At 38.3% G+C, this 23966-nt stretch carries 20 protein-coding genes and 1 other annotated feature; of the genes, 13 read left to right on the top strand and 7 right to left on the bottom strand.

Annotation, left to right across the window (positions count from 1 at the left end; genetic code table 11):
• The first annotated feature begins 11 nt into the window (after window positions 1-11).
• From V7097_RS23670 to V7097_RS23660, 3 genes are read left to right on the top strand one after another with little or no spacing between them, the layout of a single operon-like run.
• The gene (locus V7097_RS23670; protein WP_335706093.1) at window positions 12-584 is read left to right on the top strand and encodes a bifunctional transcriptional activator/DNA repair enzyme AdaA; all 573 of its coding nucleotides are present in this window, start codon (window positions 12-14) and stop codon (window positions 582-584) included.
• Window positions 571-1488, top strand: coding sequence for a DNA-3-methyladenine glycosylase 2 (locus V7097_RS23665; protein ID WP_335706092.1), 918 nt, complete (start codon window positions 571-573; stop codon window positions 1486-1488). The genes V7097_RS23670 and V7097_RS23665 overlap by 14 nt, the downstream gene beginning before the upstream one ends.
• Window positions 1472-1960, top strand: a complete 489-nt coding sequence (locus V7097_RS23660) for a methylated-DNA--[protein]-cysteine S-methyltransferase (protein ID WP_335706091.1) — start codon at window positions 1472-1474, stop codon at window positions 1958-1960. Before V7097_RS23665 ends, V7097_RS23660 begins: the two co-directional genes overlap by 17 nt.
• A 93-nt stretch (window positions 1961-2053) precedes the next feature.
• Here V7097_RS23660 and V7097_RS23655 read toward each other — a convergent pair whose 3' ends face one another.
• Complete coding sequence (locus V7097_RS23655; protein ID WP_335706090.1) at window positions 2054-2482, bottom strand: VOC family protein; 429 nt, start codon at window positions 2480-2482, stop codon at window positions 2054-2056.
• Between the two features lie 147 nt (window positions 2483-2629).
• Window positions 2630-3577 carry an SDR family NAD(P)-dependent oxidoreductase gene (locus V7097_RS23650; protein WP_335706089.1) on the bottom strand — a complete coding sequence of 316 codons (948 nt, stop codon included), beginning with the start codon at window positions 3575-3577 and terminating at the stop codon, window positions 2630-2632.
• A 270-nt stretch (window positions 3578-3847) separates the two neighbouring features.
• Here V7097_RS23650 and V7097_RS23645 point away from each other — a divergent pair, with 270 nt between their 5' ends.
• Window positions 3848-5323: a multicopper oxidase family protein gene (locus V7097_RS23645; RefSeq protein ID WP_335706088.1), complete on the top strand. Its 1476-nt coding sequence runs from the start codon at window positions 3848-3850 to the stop codon at window positions 5321-5323.
• 155 nt (window positions 5324-5478) lie between these two features.
• On the opposite strand, the gene ahpF is transcribed toward V7097_RS23645, so the two are convergent.
• Window positions 5479-7059, bottom strand: a complete 1581-nt coding sequence (gene ahpF / locus V7097_RS23640; RefSeq protein WP_335706087.1) for an alkyl hydroperoxide reductase subunit F — start codon at window positions 7057-7059, stop codon at window positions 5479-5481.
• 12 nt (window positions 7060-7071) lie between these two features.
• Window positions 7072-7641, bottom strand: coding sequence for an alkyl hydroperoxide reductase subunit C (gene ahpC, locus V7097_RS23635; protein WP_335706086.1), 570 nt, complete (start codon window positions 7639-7641; stop codon window positions 7072-7074).
• Between the two features lie 289 nt (window positions 7642-7930).
• Window positions 7931-8155 (top strand) — a binding site (T-box leader).
• A 59-nt stretch (window positions 8156-8214) separates the two neighbouring features.
• On the opposite strand from ahpC, the gene proB reads away from it, so the two are divergent.
• The 5 genes from proB (at window position 8215) to V7097_RS23610 (ending at window position 14037) form a co-directional block, all read left to right on the top strand.
• Window positions 8215-9342 (top strand): glutamate 5-kinase, encoded by a 1128-nt coding sequence (proB, locus tag V7097_RS23630; protein ID WP_335706085.1) that lies wholly within the window; start codon window positions 8215-8217, stop codon window positions 9340-9342.
• Window positions 9335-10579 carry a glutamate-5-semialdehyde dehydrogenase gene (locus V7097_RS23625; protein WP_335706084.1) on the top strand — a complete coding sequence of 415 codons (1245 nt, stop codon included), beginning with the start codon at window positions 9335-9337 and terminating at the stop codon, window positions 10577-10579. The genes proB and V7097_RS23625 overlap by 8 nt, the downstream gene beginning before the upstream one ends.
• Window positions 10580-10931: 352 nt before the next feature.
• Window positions 10932-12104 (top strand): ParM/StbA family protein, encoded by a 1173-nt coding sequence (locus V7097_RS23620; RefSeq protein ID WP_335706083.1) that lies wholly within the window; start codon window positions 10932-10934, stop codon window positions 12102-12104.
• Between the two features lie 16 nt (window positions 12105-12120).
• Entirely contained in the window at window positions 12121-12708 is a 588-nt protein-coding gene (locus V7097_RS23615; protein WP_335706082.1) for a hypothetical protein, read from the top strand.
• A 132-nt stretch (window positions 12709-12840) separates the two neighbouring features.
• Entirely contained in the window at window positions 12841-14037 is a 1197-nt protein-coding gene (locus tag V7097_RS23610; RefSeq protein ID WP_335706081.1) for a class I SAM-dependent rRNA methyltransferase, read from the top strand.
• 71 nt (window positions 14038-14108) lie between these two features.
• On the opposite strand, the gene V7097_RS23605 is transcribed toward V7097_RS23610, so the two are convergent.
• Window positions 14109-15725, bottom strand: a complete 1617-nt coding sequence (locus V7097_RS23605; RefSeq protein ID WP_335706080.1) for an acetolactate synthase large subunit — start codon at window positions 15723-15725, stop codon at window positions 14109-14111.
• Between the two features lie 113 nt (window positions 15726-15838).
• Between V7097_RS23605 and V7097_RS23600 the strand changes: the two genes are divergently transcribed.
• The 3 genes from V7097_RS23600 to hprK all read left to right on the top strand — a co-directional run bounded on the left by V7097_RS23600 (window position 15839) and on the right by hprK (window position 19021).
• Window positions 15839-16681, top strand: a complete 843-nt coding sequence (locus V7097_RS23600) for a sulfurtransferase (RefSeq protein ID WP_335706079.1) — start codon at window positions 15839-15841, stop codon at window positions 16679-16681.
• A 25-nt stretch (window positions 16682-16706) separates the two neighbouring features.
• Window positions 16707-17708: a 3-dehydro-L-gulonate 2-dehydrogenase gene (gene yiaK / locus V7097_RS23595; RefSeq protein WP_335706078.1), complete on the top strand. Its 1002-nt coding sequence runs from the start codon at window positions 16707-16709 to the stop codon at window positions 17706-17708.
• 386 nt (window positions 17709-18094) lie between these two features.
• Complete coding sequence (gene hprK, locus V7097_RS23590) at window positions 18095-19021, top strand: HPr(Ser) kinase/phosphatase (RefSeq protein WP_335706077.1); 927 nt, start codon at window positions 18095-18097, stop codon at window positions 19019-19021.
• A 69-nt stretch (window positions 19022-19090) separates the two neighbouring features.
• On the opposite strand, the gene V7097_RS23585 is transcribed toward hprK, so the two are convergent.
• Both V7097_RS23585 and V7097_RS23580 read right to left on the bottom strand, forming a co-directional pair.
• A complete protein-coding gene (locus V7097_RS23585; RefSeq protein ID WP_335706076.1) occupies window positions 19091-20248 on the bottom strand; it encodes a pyridoxal-phosphate-dependent aminotransferase family protein in 1158 nt (385 codons plus the stop codon).
• Between the two features lie 424 nt (window positions 20249-20672).
• Window positions 20673-22073 carry a purine-cytosine permease family protein gene (locus V7097_RS23580; RefSeq protein ID WP_335706075.1) on the bottom strand — a complete coding sequence of 467 codons (1401 nt, stop codon included), beginning with the start codon at window positions 22071-22073 and terminating at the stop codon, window positions 20673-20675.
• 521 nt (window positions 22074-22594) lie between these two features.
• Between V7097_RS23580 and V7097_RS23575 the strand changes: the two genes are divergently transcribed.
• On the top strand, window positions 22595-23611 hold the full coding sequence (locus tag V7097_RS23575; protein ID WP_335706074.1) for a DUF1646 family protein: 1017 nt from the start codon (window positions 22595-22597) through the stop codon (window positions 23609-23611).
• Window positions 23612-23966: the final 355 nt, after the last annotated feature.

The following is a 23966-nucleotide window of genomic DNA, read 5'->3' as shown; positions in this document are numbered from 1 at the left end:
GAAAGTGTTAAATGGTGACTAAAATTAATCTTTCATTTGAAGAGATGTGGGAAAAGATTATCGCTTGTGATCGTAAATATGATGGTCTATTTTACACTGCAGTAAAAACTACGAAAATATACTGCCGTCCTTCCTGTAGATCAAGGAAGCCTAAAAAGATAAATGTTGAATTTTACCATGATATCAACGCAGTCGAAGAAGCGGGTTTTCGTCCTTGCAAAAGGTGTCAGCCTAAAATGGAACAATCCCCGCAAATTGAGATTGTAAGAAATACCATTACTTTCCTAGTCAATCATTATAAGCAAAACTTAACATTAAAGGATATAGCAGATCAAGTCGGCTTAAGTCCTTATTATCTAGAACGCTTATTTAAACAAGAAACATCTGAGACCCCGCGTACTTATTTAGAAAAAATACGCACTGATAAAGCAGGTTACCTTCTTAAAAGCACCAGTTTGACAAATCTCGATATATGCTTTGCGGTGGGCTTCCAGAGCCCATCTAATTTTTATAAAGTGTTCCGAAGCTTAAAAAACTGCTCACCTAGCGAATATCGAAAGGAATTCCAAAATGAAATGGAATGATCATGAATCGTATATAGAGATCTTTCCTCCAAAGGAATTTAATTTTGAAGAGTGTTTGATCTTTTTGGGCAGGTCTAAACAGGAAGTGCTTCATCAAATTAAAAAGGACTCTTTATATAAACTAGTAAAGGGGAAAAAATCTTTGGTTTTATGTAAAATTGGGTACACCAATAATTCCATAAGGCTTGAATTTCCAATAAGCATTCCATCTATTCACGAACGTAAAGAAGTAGGAGAGAATATTTGGGAATGGTTTGATCTGGATCAGGATTTAAGGGGATTTTACCAAGTAGCGAGTCAAGACAAAGTCTTAAAGTCACTTGCCCAGAAATACTACGGCTTACGGATTATGTGTATTCCAGATTTATTTGAGGCGATAGTGTGGGCGATTATGGGACAGCAAATTAATTTAACATTTGCTTACACTTTAAAGAAACGCTTCGTCGAGCAATTTGGCGAAAGTCTTACATTTGAGGGCGAAACGTACTGGTTATTTCCCTCATTTGAAAAAATAGCTTTAATAAACATAGATGATTTAACAAAACTACAATTTACTAACAGGAAGGCAGAATATATCATTGACATTGCGAAAGCTATGGCAAATGGCCAATTAACTAAAGAATTATTGCTTCAGAAACAGGATGATCAGCAAGTAAAAAAAACATTGATGATGATAAGGGGTATCGGAGCATGGACAGCAGATTATGTTATGATGAAATGCTTACACATTGCCTCCTCCTTCCCAATAGCGGATGTCGGACTTCATAATGCATTAAAAAACCTATTAGGTCTTGAGAAGAAACCAACTATTGAAGAAATAGAAGAATATGCAAAGAATTGGGATGGTTGGCAGGCATATGCTACCTTTTATCTTTGGAGGTCTTTATATGACAAGAATACATAAATTAGACTATGAATCACCGATTGGCGTGATAGAAATAAGTGGTACTCACGAAGCCATTCACTCTATTTTATTCTCTGAAGAGAGTAAAAAGGTGAATATGCTACACAGTGATACACCCCAACTACTGGTAGAATGCTATAACCAACTTGATGAATATTTTAAAGGCAACCGCCATGAATTTACACTCCCTTATCACATTAAAGGGACTGATTTTCAAAAAACTGTATGGGAAGCTTTAAAAGAAATCCCCTATGCCGAAACTGGGTCCTATAAGGATGTTGCCGTTTCCATTGGGAATGAAAAAGCGATAAGAGCTGTAGGAAGTGCGAATGGAAAAAATAAGTTAAGCATTGTTATTCCTTGTCACAGAGTCATTGGCTCAACTGGGAAACTAACTGGTTATGCGGGAGGCCTGTGGAGAAAAGAATGGCTGCTTCAACATGAGAAATCTTCTACTAAGGAACAAAAGTAGGCAGTATCTCATTATTTTTGTTAAGGGGAACCGTACACGCCTAATAAAAAAGATACAGTCTTTTCTTAAAAGAAAAGTTCCTGTATCTTTTTTTTACATGGCCATTTCTCCACTGTCATAGTTAATTTGCCATTGGATACCAAATTTATCTGTTACTTGACCGTAGAGCTTGCTCCAGAAGGTTTCTTGCAGTTCCATAACAACTGTGCCGCCATCTTTTAATTGTTCATACCAAGATTTTAAATCATTCACATTTTTACTAATTAACGCAAGTGTAACATTGTCACCAACAGTATATGGCTGACCAGGGAAGTTATCTGAAAACATGACATTGCTTCCATCGATATTAAGGCGCGAGTGCATCACTAAATCCTTTGCTTCCTCTGGAAGTTGATATTCTGGACTTTGTGGTGATTGACCAAAAGTCATAATTTTTGGTGTTTCACAATTAAACACCTTTGCGTAAAATTCGACGGCTTCTCGGCAATTGCCATTAAAAACAAGATAAACATCTACAGACATCTCTTCACTCCTAAAAATTGTTATATGTACATATTTCATTTTATCCGATTTTTTTAATCATAGACAATTTTTCTTTCGAGTATATGGAAAGTGAAGAAAAAGAAGTAGATGTGTTAAAAAAGCAGTTTCGAAAAAGGGCTTCACCATTTATATAATATATTCTTTGGTAAGCGAAGTGCTCATCCTCCATATTTGTTCTACATTTTTGGAATTTATTGCGTAATTAGGGTAACTGTTTGAACCAAAGACATTCTTCAATTGGGTAAAGCCTTTTTCGGTTGTTGCTGGATGGACAATTTCTCTATTATGGTTGATAAGCTGCCCGGTCACATTTTTAAATTCATCCGAGGTGCAAATGTGAAAATAGGTGTTGGCCATGCCCGATGGTAGGGGGTTAGTGAGATTTTGTAGCTTGGCAAACACTTTCCAAAAGGAATTCATTTTGTCGATTGTCTCTTTTGATAGCTTTACACGGTTAATTTGAAGAGCATTCATTTTGATTCCCATGCTTTTATATTCTTCAGCCATTTTGAAGGTTAGCATCAGTAGCGCCATTTTTGAATCTCCATACATCTTATAGGTGCTATATGGTCTTGTGTCCTTGTGTTCTCCACGTAAATTGTCAAATTCGATCTTTCTTTTTGGGTCGAAGAAATTTTTGATATTTGTCGTACAGGCATGGAGGATTCTTGGATCTGAAGATTTGGCCAAATGATTGGCCAGTAATTGGGTCATTAAAAAAGGACCAAATGTGTTCGTTGCAAAAGATAATTCGATATGTTCGGGACTCAGTCTATATTCTTTTATTCCGTAATTTAAATAAGCAGCGTTATGTATCAGAATGTCCAGTCGTGGGTATTTTCCTTTAAAAACAGTGCAAAATGCATGAATCGAATCAAAAGAAGAAACATCAAGCTTCATTAAATCTACATTGGTATTTTTCGTGGTTTCAATAATATCTTTTTGGACAACAGAACTAATCTCCATATTGCGGCAACCCATAATCACATGATATCCCTCTGCAGCAAATTTAAGGGCTGCTGCTTTTCCAATCCCGGAATTTGCACCTGTAATTAGGACAATTTTATCCTTCATTACAAACCTCCTTTTTTACTTAGGTTTCTTTGAAATAGGTAATAAGTAATATGAAGATATTACCTTAAAGTATGAGAGAAAAATGTCGAAGTCAGGAATGAAAACCATATTATTAATCGACGAAAAGGTGGGTTAATTACTATTAATGTGTCGATTTTATGACAAAATTGGGATTCAAAATGAACAAAGAAAAAACGTAGTAAAATAGACTAGAGGCAAGGAATAGATCGAAATCTACCAATTGGGTAAGAGAGGAAGTAAGGGAAAAAATTGAGATCAAATAATAGATTTATTGCATTACTAATGATGTTATTTTTAATAAGTTTGGCAGGTTGTGGGAAGGATGAAATCATAACAAATGTAGGAGAGCTAGAGTTTACGCAAGCCTTAAAAATTCCAGAACTTGTCGAACCTACAATAGAAGCTGATGGTACAAAAAATTTCACATTAACCATGCAAACAGGAATAACAGAATTATTGCCAGGGAAAATGGCGGACACTTTTGGAATCAATGGTACCTATTTAGGTCCAACCGTTAGGGCTTCTCGCGGTGACAAGGTTTCTTTTGATATCGTAAATCAATTAGGGGAGACATCCACTTTACACTGGCACGGGATGAGGTTACCAGCTGTGATGGATGGAGGTCCGCACCAGATGATTGAGGCAGGGGAAACATGGACACCACATTGGACAATAGACCAACCATCTGCAACAACCTGGTATCACCCTCACTTACACGGGAAAACAGGACAGCATGTATATAAAGGACTTGCGGGAATGTTTATTATCGATGATGATGATTCCAAAAAGCTTCCTTCTGATTATGGTGTGGATGATATTCCACTTATTATACAAGATAAATTATTTACAAGTGATGGCCAAATGAAAGAGGATAACGAAGGGGTCTTTGGTACCCTTGGAGATGAAATACTTGTGAATGGAACGTATGACCCATATCTTGAAGTGACATCTAGTCAGGTTCGATTTCGTTTGCTAAATGGCTCAAATGCAAGAGCCTATCATTTTGGCTTTACTGATGGTCGATCTTTTAAGCTTGTCGCGAATGATGTTGGGCTCCTTCAAGAGCCAGTTTCTTTGGATCGTTTCATGTTAAGTCCAGGTGAGCGTGCAGAAATTGTTGTTGAATTTAAGCCAGGTGAGGAAACCATCCTCCATAGTTTTAGTGGAAATAATGGTATTGATAATGGGGAATTTGATTTGTTGAAGATTATTGCGGCTCCTGAATTAACTCCAGTCTCATCAATAGAAGGACAGCTTTCAACCGTTCCGCCAATCGAAGTTCCAAAGGATGCACCGGTTCGCCAATTTAAATTAACAATGGAAAACAAGATTAATGACAAAGTAATGGATATGAATCGAATTGACGAGGTTGTTCCTGCCGGTACAACAGAAATTTGGGAGATTAATAATTTTGGTTGGTCTCATAATTTCCATATTCATAATGCAGCTTTCCGAATTTTGGACATTAACGATAAGGAACCTTCTGAGTATGAAAGAGGTAGAAAGGACACAGTGTTTATTCCAAATGGATCAAAGGTAAGAATTGTTGTAGAGTTTGGTAACTTTCCAGACCCTCATGTCCCGTATATGTATCACTGCCATTTATTACGTCATGAAGACGACGGTATGATGGGGCAATTTCTACTAGTCGAACCAGGTACAGAATCACAGGTGCCAACCACATTGCCTGAAAGTGAAAATGCACACGATGATCATCATGAATAAAAAGGATTCATTTCTTATACAAAAATTGCTATTTAAAAATAAGAATCTTCAGATAATAATATTTTTTTATTATAATTTTTTTAAAAAAGAAAGTCCCTTTACTACCGGTATGGTAATAAAGGGACTTTTTTATTTATCAGCATATGTGATTAATATTATTGGTGAACAGGTGTTTTCTTACCTGCTTCATCGACACTTGTATCCCAATTGTTTCGGATGATATAGTCGAACGCACTTAGAGATGCAGTTGCACCTGATCCCATTGAAATGATGATTTGCTTATAAGGACTATTCGTACAGTCACCAGCAGCAAATACACCAGGGATAGACGTTGCACCATGGTTATCAACAACAATCTCACCCATTCGATTACGTTCGATTGTGTCACCAAGCCAATCCGTATTTGGTACAAGACCAATTTGAACAAACACACCTTGTAATTCAACATGATGTTCTTTTTTAGAATCACGGTCAACGTAAGAAATTCCATTTACTTTGTCAGTACCTGTAATTTCTGTCGTTTGAGCGTTCGTAATAACTGTTACATTCGGAAGACTGAATAGACGATCCTGAAGTACAGTGTCAGCCTTAAGCTCTGAATTAAATTCTAGAACTGTTACATGCTTCACAATACCTGCAAGGTCAATTGCAGCTTCAATACCTGAATTACCGCCACCGATAACTGCAACATCCTTACCTGCAAATAATGGACCATCACAATGTGGACAGTATGCTACACCTTTGTTCTTGAATTCCGCTTCACCTGGTACATTTACGTTACGCCAACGTGCACCAGTTGAAAGAATAACAGTTTTACTTTTTAGAACAGCTCCGTTTTCAAGCTCAATCTCAACGAAGTCTTTCTTTTCAATACGCTTCGCACGCTGTAGGTTCATCACATCAACATCGTATTCTTTAACATGTTCTTCTAGGCTTGCTGCAAGCTTAGGTCCTTCAGTACGCTTAACACTAATAAAGTTCTCAATGCCGAGCGTATCTAAAATCTGACCACCAAAGCGGTCAGCAACAAGACCTGTACGAATGCCTTTACGCGCTGCATAAACTGCTGCACTTGCACCTGCAGGTCCACCTCCAACAACAAGAACGTCGAATGGATCTTTTTCAGCAAACTCTGAAGCATCAGGAGCACTTCCAAGTTTCGAAAGGATTTCTTCTAATGACATACGACCGCTGCTGAATGCTTCACCATTTAAGAACACAGTTGGTACTGCCAAGATATCTTTACTTTCAACTTCCTCTTTAAAAGCGGCTCCGTCAACCATAGTATGTGTAATGCCAGGGTTGAGAACGCTCATTAAGTTGAGTGCTTGTACAACATCAGGACAGTTTTGGCAACTTAGGCTAATGTAAGATACAAAGTGATATTCGCCTTTAATGCTTTTTATTTGGTCAATCAGTTTTTGATCAACCTTTGGAGCTCTTCCACTTACTTGTAAAAGAGCCAACACTAATGATGTAAATTCGTGTCCGAGAGGAATACCAGCAAATGTTACTCCAGTATCTTCACCGATACGATTCACACTAAAGCTAGGTGTTCTTTCTAACTCAGACTGTTCAATCTTAATTTTAGGCGACATTGCTTTCAACTCATTAACGAGTGATAACATGTCCTTTGAAACCTTATCAGAACCTGCGCTGACTTTGAGTAGCACATCATTTTCTAAAAGTTGGAGATATTGGTTTAATTGTTGCTTAATGCCAGCATCTAGTACCATTTATCGCACCCCTTAAATTTTACCAACTAAGTCTAGGCTTGGTTTAAGTGTTTCGCTTCCTTCTTCCCATTTAGCTGGGCATACTTCACCTGGATTGTTACGTACATATTGTGCAGCTTTAATTTTGTTAACAAGTGTGCTTGCATCACGGCCAATACCGTCAGCATTAATTTCCATAGCTTGAACAACACCGTCTGGATCAATGATGAAAGTTCCGCGTTGTGCAAGGCCAGCTTCTTCGTCTAGTACGTCAAAGTTGCGAGAAATTGTTTGTGATGGGTCACCGATCATAACATACTCAAGTTTGCTAATTGCATCTGAGTGATCATGCCATGCTTTATGTGTGAAATGTGTATCTGTTGAAACAGAATATACTTCAGTACCTAATTCTTTTAGTGTTGCATATTGGTTTTGAAGATCTTCAAGCTCAGTTGGGCAAACGAATGTAAAATCTGCTGGGTAGAAGCAAACAACACTCCATTGTCCTTTTAGGTTTTCTTGAGAAACCTCGATAAATTCTCCAGTACCGCTATTGTAAGCCTGTGCTGTGAATGGTGATATTTCTTTTCCAATAATTGACATAATAAAATCCTCCAATATGGTTATATTTAAAAATAGATTATTAGTATTATGCACCAAAAATCTATAATTATTACTTGTTTATACTAATTATTATATAGATATTATTATTTATGTCAACGCAAATGCATAAATAATTATAACTAAATAGTATTTTACACAATAAAGACAAAAAAATTCTATTCCCATTCTTCCTCCAATATTATCATTTAGCAACATTGACATTGCAACGAATTTGATTCATAATATTCCTAATCATAAAATAAAAGGATCGTTATAGGTTTTATATATATAAGAAGTAATGATAGGGAATTAGTAAATAGTCCTCGGGTAAAAGAGAGTAAAATTCATCGGCTGAAAGATTTTACGACCCGCAATGCTATTGAACCTGTCCCTTGAACTGTTAGGCAAAACCTAACCGCCCGCCCGCGTTAAAGGTTTTCGAGTGGACCTAGAATAAACTTCTAGTGTCAATTAAGGTGGTACCACGAAAGGCAATGGTCTTTTCGTCCTTTTAATAGGGATGGAAGGGCCTTTTTTTATACCCTTTTTCATATTAATCTGGCGGTGAATGAAATGAAGAAAAAGCGAATTGTTGTCAAAATAGGGAGTAGTTCATTAACAAATCAAAATGGTGGTCTTAGTATTGAAAAGCTACGTGAGCATGTTGCTGCGATTGCTCGATTAAAGGAACTCGGGCATGATGTCATTCTCATTTCATCAGGTGCTGTGGCAGCTGGCTTTATGGATCTTGGTTATTCTTCCCGTCCAAAAACCGTAGCAGGTAAACAAGCAGCAGCTGCTGTGGGGCAGGGTTTACTATTAAGAGGGTATACAGAAGAATTTAAAAAACATAGGATTGTTGCTGCACAATTGCTGTTAACAAGGCAAAATTTCTTATACAAAGATCAATATAACAATGCAAATGCAACCTTATCTGAACTGTTAAAACGAAATGTTGTACCCATTATTAATGAAAATGATTCTGTGTCACTAGAAGAATTAAACTTCGGGGATAATGACATGTTATCAGCGCTCGTAAGTGGTCTTGTTCACGCGAATTTTTTAATTATTATTACAGATGTTAATGGCATCTATGATCAAAATCCACGAACACACTCGGATGCAAAAAGGTATAATTTCCTCGATGAAATTCATGATGAATTAGTAAGTGGTGCCTCTGGAGCAGGGTCTAAGGTAGGTACTGGAGGAATGAAATCAAAAATAGAGGCAGCACGTACAGCGCTTGGTCTTGGGGTTAAAGTGTTTATTGGCTCTGGTTCAGGTGAAGAAAAATTTGTTGATATTCTTGTAGGAAAAGGGGATGGAACTTATATTGGGGACTCTTCACGTCCTAGTATGAATACATCAAAGCAGTGGCTGGCCTTACATTCGATTCCAAGTGGGAAAATTGAAGTGGATCAGGGTGCTGCAACGGCTATTCTAAGACATGGTAAAAGCCTTCTCCCTGCAGGGGTGACGAATATTATTGGTAATTTTACTATGAATGACGTTGTTGAGGTTGTGAATGTAATGGGAGATATTATCGGAAAAGGAAAAGTGAATTTTTCTTCCGATCAATTAATAGAAATTAAGGGATTATCCAGTTCAAAGGCAATGGTTAAGGTAAATAGTGATCAAGGTGTTGTCATCCATAGAGATAATTGGGTAAGTCAAAAAGAGAGGAGAGTTAAATATGAGTGAGTTAATTGAAAAAGCGAAAAAGGCAAAAATAGCAGCTGCAACTCTAGCAAAAGCGACGACAGAACAAAAAAACAAGGCACTTTCGACGATTTCCGAGCAATTATTGAAAGAACAAGCATTTATATTAGAAGAAAATCATAAGGATTTACAAACTGGGAAAGAAAATGGGATGAGTGAATCCTTGCTTGACCGCTTAAAATTAAATGAACAGCGGATTCAAGATATGGCAGACGCCCTTATTCACTTAACAAAGCTTGAAGACCCAATAGGACAATTAATAGAGGAATGGGAGCGTCCAAATGGCCTAAAAATTGCCCAGGTTCGAGTTCCACTTGGGGTTATTGGAATGATTTATGAGGCAAGGCCAAATGTAACAGTTGATGCATCAAGTCTTTGTTTAAAAACAGGAAACTCCGTAGTGCTTCGAGGTAGTTCAACAGCGATTCATTCTAATAAGGCGATAGTAAAGGTAATCCAAGGTGCACTTGAATTAAGTAATCTACCGATTGAGACTGTACAATTATTAGAAGATACTAGTCGTGAGACAGCATCAGAAATGTTCAAACTAAATGAATATCTTGATGTATTAATTCCACGTGGTGGCGCAAAATTGATTCAGACAGTCGTTCAAAATTCAACCGTTCCGGTACTTGAAACAGGTGCAGGGAATTGTCATGTGTTTATTGATGAAACAGCTGACCCAAAAATGGCGATAGAGATTGCGATAAATGCGAAAGTCCAACGTCCATCTGTATGTAATGCGATTGAAAATGTTCTCGTGCAGAAGGATTGGGCATCCAACCATTTGCAGGAGTTAATAAACGCATTACAAGAACATGATGTTCAAATTCATGGTGATGAAGCAGTCCAGCAGGTAGGGAAGGGTGTCATACCTGCGCAAATGGGAGACTGGGGTACAGAATTTTTAGGGCTAGAGGTTACTGTAAAAGTGGTTGAGGACGTAGGCGAGGCTATTGCCCATATTAATCATTACGGAACAAAGCATTCAGAAGCAATTATTTCGGAATCAGTTGAAAGTGTAGAGCAATTTTTCACAGAAGTGGATGCAGCAGCTGTCTATCACAATGCATCCACTAGGTTCACAGATGGGTTTGAATTTGGATTCGGTGCTGAAATCGGGATTAGTACGCAAAAACTTCATGCACGTGGACCAATGGGGTTACCAGCACTTACATCTACCAAATATACGATTCGAGGAAATGGGCAAATAAGATAATTGAAAATGAAAGAGTAGGGGATGTTACTAAGAAATTTGGTAGCATTCCTTTTTTATTTTCGGATGTTTACAAAAGTGTTTACGTGTACACGAAAAGTAAACAGAATGTGTACAATTCCGTTTACTTGTTTACAAATCCGTATACATCCCGAAACGACAACATGTGTACACTTTTGTATTCGAAGTTTACAAATGTGTATACAAAAATCGACATGTTTACAGAGTGTTTACAGGTTTACAGTTATGTATCTTTTCGGCCAGAGTCATTGTAGAATCTAGTAATCTCTTATAACCTTTTAGTAAGTCAGTATACATAAAAATGCTCTACTAAATGAAAGGGATGATGTTTAAAATGTCTATGTCCAGAATTGCAGCAGTTGATGTTGGAAATGACTCAGTTAAAGCTATCTTTGGAGAGCTAGATTACGAATTAAATATACCTAATATAATCGCTAGAGACACTGAGGATCGTCCGGTGATTGGAATAGAAGAATTAAATAGTAAGGACCCACTGGAAGGAATTCATATTAAGGTTCATTCCCCTGCCCTAAAAGAAAATAATATGATCTATCGTGTTGGCCATTTGGCGACTAAGAGCGGCAGCGCGTCAGAATTGGACCCAGGAAGCAGCAAATCAGAAGAAGATCAAACATTGATTATGCTTTTTGCTACATTGGCCTTGGATGCTGTAAGAGAGGAAAACACATCTACGTTCCCTCGTTCCAAAAATGTGATTGATGCAAATTACACTCTCGGCACAGGTTTACCGCTTCGAGAAGTAAAGGAAGGCAAGGATGCAGGATACCGCTCGAAGCTAACAGGCTCTGTCCATCAGGTTGAATTTCTTGTGACACCAAGATACCAAGGACTAAAGGTAAACCTTAAATTCAATGAAGTAAAAATCTATCCAGAAGGCTTTGCCGCTTATATTAATCTCGTAATGGATCATAATCTGAAGGTTATTAATAAGGATTTAATTGATAAACGAATTTTAATTCAAGATATTGGTGGACTCTCTACTGATATTGCGGTGATTCGTAATCGAACTGTCGATGATGACAAAGCACAAGGCTTTAATCTTGGGGTGTCTGAATCATTGGAAGCGATTAGAGAGGAAATCCGCTCCAAGCATGGAGTAGAATTAGATAGTCGCCGTGATGTAGTCGATATAATTACAAGAAAGAATAATCGAAATCATATTATGGTAAAAGGAAGCCGGACAAGTGTTCATGATATAACAGATCGCATTCTACTTGAATTAGCCAAAAAGCAATATCGTTTACTACGCAATGTTTGGTTAAAAAACTCCCAAACAGAAATCTGTTACTTCGTTGGTGGCGGGTCCATTGTGTTAAAGGAATATATGAAAACATTAAATAATAATCTAGATGGCTATAATATTGAATTTTTCGAAGATGAAAAAGAGAGCATTTGGATGATGGCTAATGCTTATTATAAGCTCATCACTGACTATGTACGGAAGAATGAGAAGCAAAAAGTAACACAAGAGCCGGTGAAAAAATAAAAGATAAGGTGATCCTATGAAAAAGTCTACCTCAACTGAGGTGAAAAGGGGCCAAGCGATATCATTTCGCGTACCATCCGATACACCTGATCATTTATTAAAGCAACTACAAAAGTTGAAGGAAACAGAGCGCAGGAATTTTTCAAGCCAAATTGCTGAATTTGTCATGCAGGGCGTCGGCCAGTCCTATTCAAGGGAGCGGGAAGTCGTCACGGTTCCACTCCCTCATAAATTGAATAAATCCCAGAGGAATTGGCTAAAGCATGAGCACTCTGAGGCCCTTCTGGGCAGCATCATTTATCAGCTTTTAACGGATCCAGTTCGAGCAACCGCGCTACTGGCGTCATTAAATAGCAATTCCTTGGATCTGGATGAAGCTTTGTATCTTCAGGAGGAGGTTTCAGCGATTGAGCCACAAATTGCAGCTTCAAATGAGGAGGAAGAAATTACCTCAACTAATGCTGTAGATACCTTCGATGCTGATTTAAATAATTTTAACTGGGAAACGGCCAAGCAAGACGAACCGGTAGAAGAGGAAAAGGATCAAGATGAAGCAAATTTAGACAGCCTATTAGGGGATTTCCTTTCTGCAATGAATAAATAAACAAGCCAAGGCGCATTAGATTCAGTAGGGGCAGTTCCCCGTTACTTTAAGGTAGCGGAGGACTGCCCCTTTTAAATTTGTAAGGAGAAATGTATTATAGGTAAAAGTAGACACATTAGATAGGATGAGATCATGGGAACGGAATTGAATATTAAGGTAAAATCAAATCTAGTTAATAAGTATAGGGGAGGGTATCCTCTTATCACGAAACAAGTATTGAACCACACCGGTCAATTAGAAGAGGGCACAGTTATAAACCTTGTTGATGAAAATCATTCTTTTATCGGGAAGGGTTATTACGGGAAGCAAAATAAAGGGTACGGCTGGGTGCTTACGAGAAATAAAGATGAAAAAATTGATCAATCCTTTTTTGATAGGAAGATTAAAGCAGCATTAGATAAAAGAAAATCCTTTTTTAGAGATAAGGAAACGACCGCTTTTCGAGTCTTTAATGGAGAAGGAGACGGAATCGGAGGTTTCACCATTGATTATTTTGATGGCTATTACTTAATCAATTGGTATAGTGAAGGAATTTATACGTATTCCGATCATGTGGTTACCTCACTTAAAAACCTCATAGAGTACAAAGCGATATACCAGAAAAAAAGATTTCGTGCTGATGGAAAATTTATTGAGGAAGATGGATTTATAGCTGGTGAGAGAGGGCAATTTCCGATTCTTGTAAAAGAGAACGGGGTAAACTTTGCTGTCTATTTTAATGAAGAAGCGATGGTTGGAGTTTTTCTAGATCAGCGTGATGTGAGAAGAACCATTCGCGATAAGTATGCGAAAGGAAAAACTGTATTAAATACCTTCTCGTATACAGGGGCGTTTTCCGTTTTTGCGGCATTGGGTGGAGCGTCTAAGACAACGAGTGTTGATTTGGCTAACCGTAGTTTACCGAAGACGATTGAACAGTTTAGTGTAAATGGAATTGATTATGAAGCCCATGATATTATCGTTGAAGATGTTTTCCATTATTTTAAATATGCAGCTAAAAAGAATCTGAAATTTGATATGGTCATCCTTGACCCTCCAAGTTTTGCAAGGTCTAAGAAATTTACCTTCAGTGCCGAAAAAGACTATAAGAACCTCCTCAAGGAAGCAATTGCAATTACGGAGAATAACGGCGTCATTGTCGCATCAACAAATAGTGCATCATTTGACATGCCAAAATTCAAAGGATTTATTGATGCGGCATTTAAGGAAAGTAACAGTAAATATAAAATGGTAGAAGAATTTTCATTACCTCAGGATTTCCAAACGATTAAGCAGTTTAAGGAAGGAAACTACCTTAAGGTTGTGTTTATCAAAAAGCTAAATGGCTAGTGGAGGCCATCTAATAGATTATAAAAAAGGGATGGTTTATTTGCTTAGAAGCAGAGAAACCATCCTTTTTTTTATTGATTTGGCAATTGTATATCGATCAGTGTAAGTTCATTGTTAATATTCAATGCTTCACTCAATACATGCTCAAATTCATTCAGATGAGTAGGTCTTAATCCTCTTACCCCAAAGCCTTCAGCGAGCTTCAAGAAATCAGGATTTCCAAAGCTCGCTCCAAAGCTATTAGCGAACTTTTCCTCCATCATTTGTTCCTCTAATTTTAACGTCATATTATTTAACACAATTACGATAATCGATAAGCCTAGTCGTTTGGCAGTCTCTAATTCAGAAATATTCATTAACGCTCCTCCATCTCCAGTAATACAAATAACAGGAGAATCTGGTCTTGCTAATTTCGCGCCAATGGCACCAGGAAGGGCAATCCCCATTGATGCCAATCCATTGGAGATAATAAGCCCACCGGCTTGTTTTGGTTGGTATGTGCGAGCGATGGCTAGCTTATGTGCTCCAACATCAGAGACCATAATGGTCTTTTCTGTTGAATAAGATCCAATAACGGTTAACACATTCTCTATCGAAAGTGCCTGTTTACCCTTTAGGTCTACATTAATTTGATACGCCGTCTCAATTCGTTCTTTTAGATTTCCAGACGGAACCCATTGCTTAGATGGAAACTCTAGTTGAGTAAGTGCCTGTAAGGTTTCATTTAAATCTCCAACTAATTCTCCTGTAACAGGGTAGTATTCATCGATTTCAGCTGGGAGTGCACTGAGATGTAAAACAGGGCATTTCTTTTTATTCCAATCCTTAGGCGGCTTCTCAATTGTATCAAAACCAATGACAATCAATAAATCTGATTCATCTATTAAAGGTAAGGCTTCATCCTTTTTCATAAACCCAAATGTAAAATAATTAAGTGGATGTTCCTTTGGTAAAATTCCTTTTGCCATAAAACTATGAATAACAGGTGATTGTAGGTATTCTACGAAATTACGGAGATTTGCCACAGATTCCTGTCTTATTACCCCGTTTCCAACAATTACAACCGGATTTTTGCTCTGTTCTATTAAAGTTCGTGCAGCTTCAATTGCTTCTGTAGTAGGTTTAGATTTCGGAATAGGTGTAACCGGTATTGGCTGAGAGAAAGTCATTTCTGGTGCTAGATTCTCTGGTAATTCAATTAAGACAGCACCTGGCTTTTCCATTTGTGCTTCTCTAAACCCCTTGCGGATTATTTTAGGTATGGTTTTTGATTCCTTAATTTGAACGCTCCATTTTGTGGCGGGTTCAAACATTTTAACGATATCTAGATATTGGTGGGACTCTTTATGTTGACTTTCAAAGCCTGCTTGTCCTGTAATAGCGACAAGCGGAGAATGATCAAGAGTAGCACTTGATATTCCAGTCAAAAGATTTGTGGCACCCGGTCCTAGTGTCGCCAGGCATACACCAACCTTATTAGATAATCTTCCGTAGACGTCGGCCATAAAAGCGGCTCCTTGTTCATGACGTACATTTATATACGTAATTTGTTTTGATTTTGACAATGAATTCATGAGATCAAGAGTTTCTTTTCCCATGATGCCAAACACATACTCAACACCTTCGTTTTCTAAGCAGTGTACTATAACATCTGTTGCTTTCATTGGATTCTTCCTTTCAAATCTCATTTTTCCTATTTTCCCCCTATAATGAATTAAAAAACGGGTTTTTCTTCAACCTTACCTAGAATGTTGTAAAATGGGGATATGAAGTAAATTGTTGGAAGATGGAGGCGGTTTGAGTGGATTTTGTCGTGAACATGGAAGGGCTTGTTGAACAACTACATAGCAAGGATGTAAAAATAGTAGATTGCCGATTTGAATTAGGAAATCCAACCCAAGGAGAACAGCTTTATCAGGAAAGCCATATTCCAGGCGCATTTTATTTTGATTTAGAAAAGCAGTTGTCGGCACCTGCATTAGAGCATGGGGGAAGACATCCGCTACCAAATATGGAGCAGTTTAAGTATGAAATTGAGAAAGTGGGAATCAATAATTCAACAACAGTAATCGCCTATGACGGCGGCGAAGGTCAGTTTGCGTCTCGTTTTTGGTGGCTACTAACGTATCTTGGCCATGACAAGGTATATGTATTAAACGAGGGCTTTAAGGGGTGGATCGAAGCGGGATACCCGACGACAATGGAAGTACCGAAAGTAGAACCAGATTCATTTAAAGTAAATATTCGTGAAGACATGCTGGCTTCATATGAGGAAGTAAAGGAAATCGTTGAACAGGAGAAAAAGTCTCCTATCTTAATAGATTCAAGAGATGAAAGTCGCTACTTAGGGGAAGTCGAACCGATTGACCGTATTGCAGGTCATATTCCCGGGGCAATTAATAGGTGCTGGGTAGAAGGTATGGAGCAAGGTAGCTTTAAAAATAGCGACGAGCAGAAAAAGAGATTTACAGACCTTAACAAGGAAGATGAAATAATCGTTTATTGTGGCTCAGGTGTAACAGCGACCCCTAATTATATTGCTTTAAAAATGGCAGGGTTTAAAAATGTAAGACTATATGCGGGAAGCTATAGCGATTGGGTTTCTTATAAAGATAATCCAGTGGCAAAGGGGAAAGAGGCTTAAAATATTAGCAAGGAGAGTTGTTGACATGCGTGTACCATATGATGAATTGAAAAATGCATTTAAAAGGGTTCTTTTAAAAAGGGGATTTGAGGAGGAAATGGCGGAGACCGCTGCATCCATTATCGCTGATAACAGCCGTGATGGCGTCTATTCCCATGGATTGAATAGGTTTCCCTCTATTGTGAAGGCAATCGACGAGGGTGCGATTAAGCCAAACATGCACCCGAAAAAACAAAATGGTATTGGTGCGCTTGAGCAATGGGATGGGCAATTGGGGTTTGGTCCAATTAATGCGAGTATTGCGATGGAAAGAGCGATTGAATTAGCTGGAGAAAACGGCATCGGTTGTGTTGCGTTAAGTCATACGAACCACTGGCTTCGTGGTGGTACATATGGTTTGAAGGCCGCTGATGCCGGCTGTATCGGAATTTGCATGACAAACACATTTCCTAATATGCCACCTTGGGGTGGAACAGAAAAGCGAATCGGTAACAATCCTTTAATTCTATCCATCCCACAGAAAAATGGAGAACATGTTTTATTGGACATGGCACAGTCTCTATTTTCGTACGGGAAGTTGCAAACCTATTCGCTAGCAGGAGAGAAACTCCCATTTGATGGGGGATATGATGCAGAGGGGAATCTGACGAATGACCCAGATGCTATTTTAAACGGTGGTGAGGTTCTTCCAGCAGGTTTTTGGAAAGGCTCAGGGCTTTCGATCGCGATTGACATGGTGGTCTCAGCGTTATCGATTGGTAGATCAACATTTGATATGAGAATGGATGCAAGGGACGAAGGGATTTCACAATTATTTATTGCGATAAATCCAACTGCTTATGCGGGTGCAGATTATGCAGATGAATATATCAAGAATATGTCTGAATATATAAAGTCCTCAGCAAAAATGGACGGGGTTACGGATATACTTTATCCAGGTGAGAGAACAGCAAAAGAGCGTGAGGAAAATCTAAAAGAGGGAATTCCAGTAAATAAAGAGATCTGGGAAACAGTGAAAAAACTATAAGACGATTGGGCCTTTCCACTTTGGGGAGGCTATTTTTTGTGGTTATCGTACCAAATTTTGAATAAATCGGACAATGCTGGCAGTATATCGGAAAAACTTGAAAATATTTCGAACCAAATGTTTAATATATCGAACCAAAATCATCATATATCGGACAAAAGAAAAATTCCGTATAAATGCACAAAAAACAAACTAATATGATGGCGCTTACACTATTCATAAAGTATAATTCTAATAAAAGATTAACTTTATTCAGTTGTTAACTGAATAAAGTTAAAGCCTCCGGCGGATGCCACAGATTTTCAAAAGAAGTTTTTCGGGCAAGCTCGAAAAAAATCTGGGCGCAAATACGCCAAGGCGTATTTGATTGGCGGGTGATTAGTAGGTTGAAGAAGATAATAGTGGAAGACTTGGTTCGCAAGTTTTCGTTGAAGGTACTGGCTGGTGAAAGCCAGCTACAAAATACGATCACGCAATCTCGGGTGCATCGTCCAGGTCTAGAGTTCGTTGGCCATTTCGACTTTTTTCCTACAGAGCGGGTTCAAATTCTAGGGAAAAAGGAAGTTACATATTTACATAAGCTCACAAAAGAGGAACGTAGAATCCGGATTGGAAATATTGTACAATATCATCCTCCGTGTTTTATCGTCACATGTGGGGAAGAAGGGCTCACATATTTAACGCAGCATTGTGTGGAGCAAGGGATTCCGTTGTTGGTGACGAAAGATATTGAGGTAACTTCTGATTTTATCGTAAAATTGGACGCATATTTGATAAAGGAATTAGCTGAGGAAATTGCCGTACATGGAGTTTGTATGAATGTTTCTGGGATTGGAATTCTAATTCGTGGAAATTCAGGAGTAGGAAAAAGCGAGACAGCCCATACGTTAATCCGGAGAGGACACAGGCTCGTAGCGGATGATATCGTTGTTTTAAAAAAGCTAAGTCCACAAACCATCTTAGGGACACATGATGAAAAAACAAAAGAATTTTTGGCCCTCCGTAGTATTGGGCTATTAAATGTGGTTCGGATGTATGGAAGAAAAGCCTTTCAAGATGAAACACGGATTACCCTTGATATTCATTTAACGAAATGGGAAAAAGACGGCTTGTATAATGATTTGGAACAGGAAATCAACACAATGGAATATATGGGTGTTAAGATTCCTTCAATTGAAATCCAGCTACAGCCAGGTCGTGATGTAGCCGGGCTTATTGAAGCAGCGGCAAATAACTGGTATTTGAAACAGCAAGGATACAATGCAGCTGAAGAATTCATGAGCAGGATTGAAGCTGAAATTAATAATGAATAAAGGTAAAGCCTCCAAACAACAGATGCCAGACCCCTATTACATTAGTGGGAGTCTGGCACCGTAACTATGCTACTTTCTTAATGAGGACAAGAAAATATTTTGCGCAGCATTTACTCCAGCACCTGGCTCAAATTGATAACCAAAGTCCTGCAAACCTGCTTCCATTAGGGAAACTGCTTGAAGAATATCGCTAGGGAAGCAATAGCCCATATGTCCAAATCTGAAAATTTCACCTTGAAGATGGCCAAGACCACCAGCAAAATCAAGGTGATACTGCTTTTTTAAGTGTCCTAAATAGGCTGCCAAATCTAATCCTTCAGGTGCACGGATTGCGGTGATTGTTGGTGATGCATATTCATCACTCGTTAATAATTCAATTGATAAGGCTCTCATAGATTCCCGAACCATGTTTTTCATAACTTCATGTCGTTCAACTGTTTTCGAAAATCCACCTTCCTCCTCGATTAAATCGCACACAGCAGAAAGACCCATAATGAGCGAAATCGCTGGCGTATTAGGTGTCATTCCTTTTGCTGCCCACTCACGATAGCTTAATAGATTTAGATAATATGCAGTAGTATGATTTGCCTCTATCACTTTCCAGGCTCTATCACTTACAGCTAAAAGAGCAAGTCCAGGAGGAAGCATCATCGCTTTTTGTGAACCTGTTACCAATATGTCAATACCCCATTCGTCCATTTCAGCAGGGGCACCGCCAATACAGCTTACGCCATCAACGATAAAGAGGGCATCTGAATGGTTGTGTACCACTTCTGCTAATTCGTTGACAGGATTTAAAATTCCTGTTGAAGTTTCATTATATGTAGCAAAAACAGCCTTAATATTAGATAGCGGTTTCAAAAAATCAACCAGGTCTTCTTTGGTACAAGCTTCACCCCAATTTTTTGAAAGCTTATGTACAGTTAAGCCATATTTTTCACAAATTGAAACGAAATAATCGCCAAAGGCGCCTACTGTAATGACAACAACTTCATCTCCTGGGGAAACTGTATTTACCACAGCTGCTTCTAATGCTGCAGTTCCTCCTGAAGGAAGAAGCAATATATCTTGCTTAGTTCCGAAAACAGCTTTGACACGCCCGGTGGTTTCTTGATATAGCTTGACAAATTCTTCTGTGCGATGGCTAATCATGTCTTGGGCCATTGCCAGTTCCACTTTCCTAGGAATTGGAGTAGGTCCAGGATGTCTAAGAATATTTGGATACATAGTTTTTCCTCCATTTCACAATTTTCATAAGATTATTTCATCTAGATTCGATTATATCTTATTTTAATATATTTTTCATTATCATAAAAAACGGCAGATGACCCTTCCGTTTCAGTCCCCAGGAAACTGCTGCTGAGGTGAGGGTACCGCCAAGGTTTTCCTATGCCTCCTAGTGCGAGCCAGTCCTTTCTCTTTTGTGAAGGCGATTTCCGGTGCCTCTCACGAAGACTTCTAGATGGTTTGGTCGCTTAGAGGTAACAGCCGGTGCACTTGTTAAGGCTCCGCCGAGGTCTTCTTGTTAGATCCCCGCCAATGCTCTGCAAATCCATTCACTGCTTTTAGGGAATTGTCGGTTCCTAACCGGGAATGAAAAGAAAAATAGATGTAAAAAAGCGGTGACCTACAATAGGCCACCACTTGAAGATTAAGCGACGTACTCTTCTTTTTTAATATTAGTTGATTCATTCTTTGCATAATATTTTCCTTTTGTAACAATTGCTAAAATGATCGTTAGGATTGATGCAAGAATGCTTGCAAAAAACGCGGCTGTACTTTGTAAAAACGTCCCCATAAATCCTAGCGCGGCGACCGTTCCAAGGATACATGAAATTAATAGTGCGCCAACACCGACTGGGTTCCATTTATATAAGTACGCTTGTTTAGCCTCATAGTAACCCGGGCTAAGCTTTAATATTTTCTTAACGAAAACTGCATCTGTCACTAAAATAGATGCCCAAGATAATAGGAAGACTCCTTGGAAAGTCAAGACTGTACCAAGGTGATCGACAATATTACCAAGCATTAAGAAGATGGCCGATACTCCGGTTACAACGACCCAAAATCGTCTTCCGGGTTTAAAATGTAATGCGTTTTCAAAGAAGTTTGAAAGGGATAGTGAACCACTGTAAATGTTTGTAACGTTAATTCTAACTTGGGTAATCATTGTAAATAATGCTCCCCACATACCTAGAAGTGTAACGATGTACACACCAGGATTTGGTTCACCAAGACGAACACCGAACCAAATACCTAATCCGCCCATTACACCAAAACAGAAAATCTGTGGGATAAAGCCAATTGCAAAGATTCCGATTTTTACGTCTTTAGGCTTAAGAAAACGTGCATAGTCGGACGCAAGTAGGGGGGTTAATCCCATAATCCCGTGTTGCATACCGATACAAAGTAGAAGAGCAGTTCCTCCAACCTGAACATTTTCAGGCATATAGGTCCAGAAACTTCCATCGTATAAAGACGGTGTCATTGCTGCTACAATAATCGCGGCGATTAAAAAGACGCCAAATAGTGGTAAGGACCATTTTTGTAATTTGTCCAATTGTTTGATTCCAAACCAATTTAATGGAATGACGAGGATACCAAAGAATAGAATTAAAGCCCATTCAGGAATAATGGGTAAGAATTCATGGACTGCGGAAACAAGAATTAAACCTTCAAGTGCACAATACATGATGAAATTTGTGGCATAAATAATGGAGGTTAATGATGCGCCAATATAGCCGAACCCGCCACCCCTTGATAATAAATTGACGTTCATACCAGACTTTGCAGATAAGTACGCAATGAATGTTCCAAGAATACCGGCAACGATAATCGCATATATAGCGGAAATAATAGCGTTAATAGCACCAAATTGAAGAGCCATAACACTTCCCATTTGAAAATAAAATATAGCCGTTGCAATTCCGAATGTAATATTCGTTATACTTAACCAACTCATGTTTCTTTTGTTAAGTGGTACTCTATCCAAGGAATAATCATCACTCAACGCTTCGTTGCGATTTTGCTCCGATTGGATAACAGATCCCATCCTATCAACTCCCTTTTTTTAGTTTGTGAATAATTTCACAAATGTATTTCCTATAAAATAAATAGTAATGAACGGTTCGCTTAACCGATTATAAGTATATCAATAATAAAATAAAGGAATCAAATGCGATAATCCAACGTATTTGGTGATAATCCCTCTTTAGGGCGTTTCTAGTAGACATAATCTGCCGGTATCATAGAAATAGTACCAAATGCCGAATTATACACCCATTATGTCTATAAATATGCGCATTATGTTGCCTCGTAGATTATATTGCAATATTACATTTTAAAATTTTCGGATTTACTCGGCGAGGGTTTACATATTATTAATAAGTAATAATGATATAATTCCTCATAGAAAAATTTAAGTAAAATCTTCTGAAAAGTGTGTTAAAATTAATAGAGTCAAGCATACGTTATCATAGAGAGGAAAACTTTCGCAAAAATTTACCCAGCAATACATAATGTCTACTTATTAATAAGTAGACGCGAATAGCAGAAGGATTGGAGGAATAAAACTTGGCTGCTGGACTAATTATCATTTTACTACTCGTATTATTTTTACCTTTCGTTGTAAAACCAATTGAACGGAACTTAGAGCCTTTTTTATTTGTTATGGGCCTTCTAGCGGCACTCGTAAGTGGTGTCTTTAATTTAGAATTGTTCGTTCACGCTTTAAAAGACCCGATTTTTATCACGCTTGCGGTACTTATCGCGGGCTTGTTATTCAAATGGTTGAAGACGCCAATTGAAGGGGCAATTTTAAAAGTAAGTCACAAAATGGATATTCGACTATTTCTTGCAATCATTATTGTCGTATTAGGATTATTATCAAGTGTGATAACTGCCATTATTGCAGCTATCGTACTCGTCTCGATTGTAAGTACGTTAAGTTTGGATCGCAGAACTGAAATTCGGACTGTTATTTTAGCATGTTTTTCGATTGGGTTAGGTGCAGTGCTTACTCCAGTTGGGGAACCATTATCAACCATTACCACAAGTAAATTAAAAGAGGATTTCTTTTATCTCTTTGAATTGATTGGCGCTGAAGTTATTATTGCGGTTCTTTTGATAGGTGTTGTAGCATTATTCGCATTAAAGCCAAGTAAAGGTGGAGGCGGCTTACAAGGGGACAACCAGGCAGAAAGCTACTCTGAGATTATTATCCGTTCCTTTAAAATTTACTTGTTCGTAATGGGGCTAACTTTACTAGGTGCAGGTTATGAACCATTAGTAAATCAGTATTTACTACATTTACAACCAGGGGCTTTATACTGGATTAATATGATTTCAGCGGTTCTCGATAATGCCACACTAGCGGCTGCCGAAATTAGTCCATCCATGAGCACGGAAACTATTCGCTTCTTGCTACTAGGGCTAATCATTAGTGGTGGAATGCTAATCCCGGGAAATATTCCAAACATCATTTCAGCTAACAAACTTGGAATTACAAGTAAGGAATGGGCAGTATTTGGTGTACCATTTGGTTTAGTTATGATGGTCGTGTTCTTTATTTATTTGCTTATAATGGGGTAAAGAAAAGAGGAGAGCCACTTGCTTCGATTTCAAGTAAGTGGCTTTTTTGTATCTTATTTTGTTATTTTCCTCCCATTTTGACAAATGGAAGTAAAAGATACGGAACAGAGTCCAAATCCGTTTGCAATTGGGACAAAAGGATAGAAAAAAGAAGTGACAGAGTCAGAAAGTCATCTCCATTCGGACAGAGGAAAGGCAAAGATACGGAATAGAGTCCAAATCCGCTCGCCATTCAGACAGGAGAATAGAAAAAAGAAGAGACAGAGTCAGAAAGTCAGTCCCATTCGGACAGAGGAAAGGCAAAGCTTCGGAATAGAGTCCAAATCCGATCGCCATTCAGACAGGAGAATAGAAA

The organism is Bacillus sp. JJ1562, assembly GCF_036962705.1.
Classification (GTDB): domain Bacteria; phylum Bacillota; class Bacilli; order Bacillales; family Bacillaceae_L; genus Ferdinandcohnia.
The sequence above is the reverse complement of the archived record's forward strand: the minus strand, read 5'-3'. Positions and strand labels throughout refer to the sequence as shown.

Bases quoted from the DNA above. Each gene is read 5' to 3' on its own strand.
- V7097_RS23585 (WP_335706076.1), bottom strand. From the start codon at position 20,248: ATGTATCCAAATATTCTTAGACATCCTGGACCTACTCCAATTCCTAGG.
- V7097_RS23665 (WP_335706092.1), top strand. From the start codon at position 571: ATGAAATGGAATGATCATGAATCGTATATAGAGATCTTTCCTCCAAAG.
- V7097_RS23615 (WP_335706082.1), top strand. From the start codon at position 12,121: ATGAAAAAGTCTACCTCAACTGAGGTGAAAAGGGGCCAAGCGATATCA.
- V7097_RS23660 (WP_335706091.1), top strand. From the start codon at position 1,472: ATGACAAGAATACATAAATTAGACTATGAATCACCGATTGGCGTGATA.
- ahpC (WP_335706086.1), bottom strand. From the start codon at position 7,641: ATGTCAATTATTGGAAAAGAAATATCACCATTCACAGCACAGGCTTAC.
- yiaK (WP_335706078.1), top strand. From the start codon at position 16,707: ATGCGTGTACCATATGATGAATTGAAAAATGCATTTAAAAGGGTTCTT.
- V7097_RS23655 (WP_335706090.1), bottom strand. From the start codon at position 2,482: ATGTCTGTAGATGTTTATCTTGTTTTTAATGGCAATTGCCGAGAAGCC.
- V7097_RS23625 (WP_335706084.1), top strand. From the start codon at position 9,335: ATGAGTGAGTTAATTGAAAAAGCGAAAAAGGCAAAAATAGCAGCTGCA.
- ahpF (WP_335706087.1), bottom strand. From the start codon at position 7,059: ATGGTACTAGATGCTGGCATTAAGCAACAATTAAACCAATATCTCCAA.
- V7097_RS23580 (WP_335706075.1), bottom strand. From the start codon at position 22,073: ATGGGATCTGTTATCCAATCGGAGCAAAATCGCAACGAAGCGTTGAGT.
- V7097_RS23610 (WP_335706081.1), top strand. From the start codon at position 12,841: ATGGGAACGGAATTGAATATTAAGGTAAAATCAAATCTAGTTAATAAG.
- V7097_RS23650 (WP_335706089.1), bottom strand. From the start codon at position 3,577: ATGAAGGATAAAATTGTCCTAATTACAGGTGCAAATTCCGGGATTGGA.
- V7097_RS23620 (WP_335706083.1), top strand. From the start codon at position 10,932: ATGTCTATGTCCAGAATTGCAGCAGTTGATGTTGGAAATGACTCAGTT.
- V7097_RS23605 (WP_335706080.1), bottom strand. From the start codon at position 15,725: ATGAGATTTGAAAGGAAGAATCCAATGAAAGCAACAGATGTTATAGTA.
- proB (WP_335706085.1), top strand. From the start codon at position 8,215: ATGAAGAAAAAGCGAATTGTTGTCAAAATAGGGAGTAGTTCATTAACA.
- V7097_RS23670 (WP_335706093.1), top strand. From the start codon at position 12: ATGGTGACTAAAATTAATCTTTCATTTGAAGAGATGTGGGAAAAGATT.